The organism is Streptomyces sp. NPDC028419 (genome assembly GCF_055565515.1).
Map to the genome: position 1 here is coordinate 341690 of NZ_JBVHUE010000004.1, position 4524 is coordinate 346213.

The 4524-nt window shown below is 73.2% G+C and carries 5 protein-coding genes; 2 read left to right on the forward strand and 3 right to left on the reverse strand.

What is annotated here, in order from left to right; genetic code table 11:
• Window positions 1–450: 450 nt before the first annotated feature.
• Together hemB and ACZ4UB_RS07730 are read right to left on the reverse strand one after the other, a co-directional pair.
• Window positions 451–1452 carry a porphobilinogen synthase gene (gene hemB / locus ACZ4UB_RS07725; RefSeq protein WP_468068901.1) on the reverse strand — a complete coding sequence of 334 codons (1002 nt, stop codon included), beginning with the start codon at window positions 1450–1452 and terminating at the stop codon, window positions 451–453.
• Between the two features lie 2 nt (window positions 1453–1454).
• Entirely contained in the window at window positions 1455–2108 is a 654-nt protein-coding gene (locus ACZ4UB_RS07730; RefSeq protein WP_468068902.1) for an ATP-binding protein, read from the reverse strand.
• Between ACZ4UB_RS07730 and ACZ4UB_RS07735 the strand changes: the two genes are divergently transcribed.
• Window positions 2032–2856: a helix-turn-helix domain-containing protein gene (locus tag ACZ4UB_RS07735; protein ID WP_468068904.1), complete on the forward strand. Its 825-nt coding sequence runs from the start codon at window positions 2032–2034 to the stop codon at window positions 2854–2856. The two genes, ACZ4UB_RS07730 and ACZ4UB_RS07735, sit on opposite strands and share 77 nt — an antisense overlap.
• Window positions 2853–3098 carry a DUF397 domain-containing protein gene (locus ACZ4UB_RS07740; RefSeq protein ID WP_468068905.1) on the forward strand — a complete coding sequence of 82 codons (246 nt, stop codon included), beginning with the start codon at window positions 2853–2855 and terminating at the stop codon, window positions 3096–3098. Before ACZ4UB_RS07735 ends, ACZ4UB_RS07740 begins: the two co-directional genes overlap by 4 nt.
• Here the strand turns inward: ACZ4UB_RS07740 and ACZ4UB_RS07745 are convergent.
• Entirely contained in the window at window positions 3076–4320 is a 1245-nt protein-coding gene (locus tag ACZ4UB_RS07745; RefSeq protein ID WP_468068906.1) for a HEAT repeat domain-containing protein, read from the reverse strand. The two genes, ACZ4UB_RS07740 and ACZ4UB_RS07745, sit on opposite strands and share 23 nt — an antisense overlap.
• Window positions 4321–4524: the final 204 nt, after the last annotated feature.

The window sequence follows — 4524 nt, forward strand, 5'->3', positions numbered from 1 at the left end:
ACGTCCCCCCCCCCCCCCCCCCCCCCCCCCCCCCCCCCCCCCCCCCCCCCCCCCCCCAACCCCACCCCCCCCCCCCCCCCCCCCCCCCCCCCCCCCCCCCCCGGCCCCCCCCCCCCGACCCCCGTCGGCGGCCACGGACCGGCCGACTCCCTTACGTACACGGCGCATTCGGCGCCCAACCGGGCCAGGTACCCGGCCAGCTCCGCCGACCCGCCCTCGTCCGGGAACCAGCCCAACGCCTCCACCTTCGGCGCCCGGAAGGCCCATATTCGGCGCTGGAGCGCGTCGTGCAGCCGCATGGTGGCGCACGCCCGGCGGAAGGCGTGCCACTGGACGCGTTCCAGGTACTCGAAGGGTTCCGGCGCGGGGGCGGACTCGTCACCGGTCATGCGTCCAAGTGTGGCCCGCGCCGGACCCGTTGAGAAAGCGAGATCCGGCGGAAGGAGCCGCTCAGCGCGCCTCGCGCAGCCAGCCCGCGACCTCGGTCGCCCAGTAGGTCAAGATCGTGTCGGCGCCCGCCCGCTTGATGCCGGTCAGCGTCTCCAGGATGGCCCGGTCGCGCTCGATCCAGCCCTTCTCGGCCGCCGCCTCGACCATCGCGAACTCGCCGCTGATCTGGTACGCCGCGACCGGCACGTCCACCGCCTGCGCGACCCGGTACAGGATGTCCAGGTACGGCCCCGCGGGCTTCACCATGACCATGTCGGCGCCCTCTTCGAGGTCGAGCGCCAGCTCGCGCATCGACTCGCGGGAGTTCGCCGGGTCCTGCTGGTACGTCTTGCGGTCGCCCTGGAGCGAGGAGCCGACGGCCTCGCGGAAGGGACCGTAGAAGGCGGAGGTGTACTTCGCCGTGTAGGCCAGGATCGCGACGTCCTCGTGACCCGTCTCGTCCAGCGCGTCGCGGACCACCCCGACCTGACCGTCCATCATGCCGCTGGGGCCCACCACGTGGACGCCCGCGTCGGCCTGGACCTGCGCCATCTCCGCGTACCGCTCCAGCGTCGCGTCGTTGTCGACCCGACCGTGCGCGTCGAGCACCCCGCAGTGACCGTGGTCGGTGAACTCGTCGAGACAGAGGTCCGACATGATCACCAGGTCGTCGCCGACCTCGGCCTTCACGTCGCGGATCGCGAGCTGGAGGATGCCGTCCGGCTCGGTGCCGGCGGTGCCGAGCGCGTCCTTGTTCTCGTCCGCGGGGACGCCGAAGAGCATGATGCCCGCGACGCCCGCCTCCACGGCCTCCGCGGCGGCCTTGCGCAGCGTGTCCCGGGTGTGCTGGAACACGCCCGGCATCGCGGAGATCGCGACGGGCTCGCTGATGCCCTCCCGGACGAAGGCCGGCAGGATCAGGTCCGAGGGGTGCAGCCGGTTCTCCGCGACCATCCGCCGCATGGCGGGGGTGCTGCGCAGCCTGCGGGGCCGCGAGCCGGGGAAGGATCCGTACGCGCTCATCTTCAGTCGCCTCTTCGAGCATCGACAGCAGTCGCCACCCAGCCTAGGGGGTCCCGGCCCGCGTCCTCCCCGAGCCCGAACTCGCACCACACCACCTTCCCCGGCACCCGCACCCCGACCCCCCACCGGTCCGCGACCGCCGCCACGAGCAGCAGCCCGCGCCCGCCCTCGGCCACCGGATCCCGGTCCGCCACGCGAGGCCGCCCACCGCCGCTGTCGTGCACCTCGAACCGGACGGAGCCCCCGCACCGCAGCAGCCGCAACCGGTACCCCCGCCCGGCCGGGACGCCGTGCAGCAGCGCGTTGGTCGCCAGCTCGCTCACACAGAGCAACATCTCGTCCTGGCGGTGCGTGACACCCCACGCGTGCAATGTGACACGGGCGAACTCCCTGGCAGAGCGCACGGTTTGGCGGCTGCGGGGGTAGACCCGCTCACGCAGCACGGCGACGTCCATTTCCACGTTCACGAGGCGATGGTCGCGGTGTGTGACTAGCGTGGAGGAGTCGAGCAACCCGTACTCCTTCATGAGTACGGGTTGGTACCGGTATCTCTCGGGCTCGGGCGGGGAGTTCACAGTCATGCCACCACGCAAGAGGCCACGGCCCAACGAGACGGCGATGAAGATGGTCGGCGCCTTGGTCGCCACCGCGCGCATCGCCAAGGGAATGACCCAAAGCGCCTTCGCGGACGCACTGCACATCGACGTCGAGACCGTCGCCTCGATCGAGCAGGGCAGGCGTGCACTGATGCCCAACGTGGCCGAGAAGATGGACCGCGCCCTCGGCCTACCGGGCCTCCTCACGGTCGCCGCGAACCGCCTCCCGGAGGTAGATATGGTCCCGGCCTGGGCGGAGGAGTACATGGAACGGGAGCGTGAGGCCCTTGCCCTGTCCTGGTACGACACGCTCACGGTCCCCGGCCTGCTCCAGACCGAGGACTACGCCCGCGCGGTCCTCGGCTGCCGCGTCCCCTTCGTCGGCGAGGAGAAGATAGAGCTACAGACCGCCCACCGGATCCAGCGCCAGCGGATCCTGGACCGGCCGGTCCCGCCGACCCTCAGCTTCATCATCTGGGAGGCGCCCCTCCGGGACCGCATCGGCGGCGTCGAGGTGTATCGGGAGCAGCTGCGGCACCTACTCGCCTGCGCCGACCGCCCCACCGTTTCCCTCCAGGTCCTGCCCCTCGGCATCACCGCTCACGCGGGCCTCAACGGCCCGTTCACCCTGCTGGAGACACCCGAGTTCCAGCACCTCGCCTACTCCGAAACGCAGCGCGGCAGCTTCCTCGTGCGCGACCCGAACGAGGTCAGCATCCTCACTCAGAAATATGCGATGCTGCGGTCACAGGCCCTCAACTTCACGGAGACGAAGGCCCTGTTGGACCGGCTGCTAGGAGAGACATGAACACCCCCCTGACGTGGTTCAAGTCCAGCTACAGCGCGAGCGAAGGCGGCCAGTGCGTCGAGGTCGCCGTCGCCTGGCGAAAGTCCTCCTACAGCGGCGACGAAGGCGGCCAGTGCGTCGAGGTCGCCACCTGCTCTTGCACCGACACCGTCCACGTCAGGGACTCCAAGCTCACCGACGGCCCCACCCTGGCCGTCAGCCCCGCGACCTGGGCCGACCTCACTCGCTGGGTCGCTGCCTGACCTTCCAGCGCCACAGCCCGTCGGCCCGGTGGTCGTGCTCGAACTCCGGGCCCAGCGGGCCCACCCGCTCGTACGCCTGCGGGGTGCGCGGGTCGTCCCGCCGCGCCAGCCCGTAGGCACCCTCCAGGCGCAGCAGCTGGTCCTCCTCCTCGAGCAGGGCCAGCAGCGCCCGCGTGACCGCTTCCGTGTCGTGGTGCGGCCCCGCCGCCATCGCCCCGGCGGCGGCCCGGCGCACGGCGTGCTCGGGGTCGCCCAGCAGCCCGAGGAGCACCTCCCGGGTGCCGGCCGTCGACTCCCGCGCGTGGCCCAGGACACCGGCCGCCGCACACCGCGTCTCCGCGTCCGGATCACCCGCCAGGACGTGCAGGGCCGTCCGGGCCACCGGCGCCAGCGGGACCCCGTGCCGGTGCACGCAGTGCGGCACCTCTCGGCGCACCCGGGGGTCGGGATGGCCCGCGTGCGGCAGGGCCGCAGCCTCGGTGTCCGGGTCCACTTCGCCCGCCAAGGCGTCCAGGAGCGCGGCCAGCACGCCCCCGTCGGGTTCTGCGGCCGTCCAGGCGAACAGCACCCGGCGCTCCTGCGCGTAGCCCTCCTCCGTGGAGGAGACCGCGCCGAGGACCACGTACCGGTCCAGGGTCTCCAAGTAGTCGATCACGAAGCGCCGGTGGCCGGGCGACGGGTGCTCCCGGAAGGCCATCACCTCGTCCCGGCTCCGCGCCAGGGGCCCCAGCACCACCGCGTCCCGGGACTGCGCCCACACCGCGTGACACTTGTCCGGGTACCGGGCCGCCCGGTCGATCAGCTCCTCCAGCGGCGTCGCGATGCCGAACGCCCGCTCCAGCGCCGTCAGCACGCCCACGTGCCCGTCCCGCACCGTCGAACCACCGAGGGAGAGTTCCTCGATGTCGGTCCAGTCCTCCTCGACGGCGCGCACGGCCAGCGGCCCCCGCGCCCCCGTCAGCCGCCGCAGCTCCGCCTCGGCGCCCGCCCGCGACCACCGGCGGGCCGCCGCCAGCAGCCGCTCCCGCTCCGGCTCCGGCCACCGCTCCCGCGGATCGGCGTACAGCAGCGCCCACACCAGCGCCGGGGAGCCGCCCTCGACGGCCCGCAGCAGCGGGGTCGTCCCGTCGGGCAGCACCCGGCACGGATCCGCCCCGGCGCCCACCAGCGCACCGGCCGCCTCGTGGTCGTACGCCGCCACCGCCGCGATCAGCTCATCCATGGCCTGAGCATGCCACTGGGGCCCGGGGGGGGACCACGTCCCGGACCCAATGGGGGGAGGCCCACCCCCGGCCGTCCTCCGCCCCCCCGCCCCCTCCCCGCGTTTTCCGCGCCAGGCCCGGGGTGATGTCCATCCGGTCGGGGGACGCGAACCCGTTTGCCCAGTGGGGGGCGAAGGGACCCCGGGCCAGGCTAGGAACAAGCG